At 70.7% G+C, this 386-nt stretch carries 1 protein-coding gene; it reads right to left on the bottom strand.

Features of this window, described 5'->3' with window-relative positions; all coding sequences use genetic code 11:
• On the bottom strand, positions 1–386 hold a 386-nt coding region (locus AB4Z43_RS33540), incomplete at both ends, for a hypothetical protein (protein WP_441941016.1).

Below are 386 nucleotides of genomic sequence, written 5' to 3'. Positions count from 1 at the left end.
AGGCTGCGCAGACCTGGCGGGTGCATGCCCGCGACGGTCAGCTGCGGGGCGACTTCACGTTCGGGAGCCGGCAGGGCGTGCAGGCGCAGTTCGGCCGACAGGGCGTAGTGCTGCTGTACCGACAGATAGATGCTGTCGCTCCACAGGGCGTGGCGAACTTCGGTCAGGTCGCGGGTCAGCAGGGCCAGCAGATGCTGGGTCGCGTCGGCGGCCAGCCGCAATTCGGCGCCGGGCCAGCGTTCCAGAACCCGTTCGGCCGTCCGTGAACGGACGACCTGATAGCCGCCGTGCCGTGCCTGGGCGTCGTCATAGACCACGCCAGACACCACCACGCCGCGCTCGACGGCGCGTCCGAGGGCGTCGGCCAGTCGCGCCTCGACCTGAGG

Origin of the sequence: Mesorhizobium sp. 2RAF45, assembly GCF_052115225.1 — a bacterium.
GTDB classification, from domain to species: domain Bacteria; phylum Pseudomonadota; class Alphaproteobacteria; order Rhizobiales; family Rhizobiaceae; genus Mesorhizobium; species Mesorhizobium jarvisii.
Note: the sequence above shows the minus strand (reverse complement) of the source record. Positions and strands in the feature narration are given on the sequence as shown.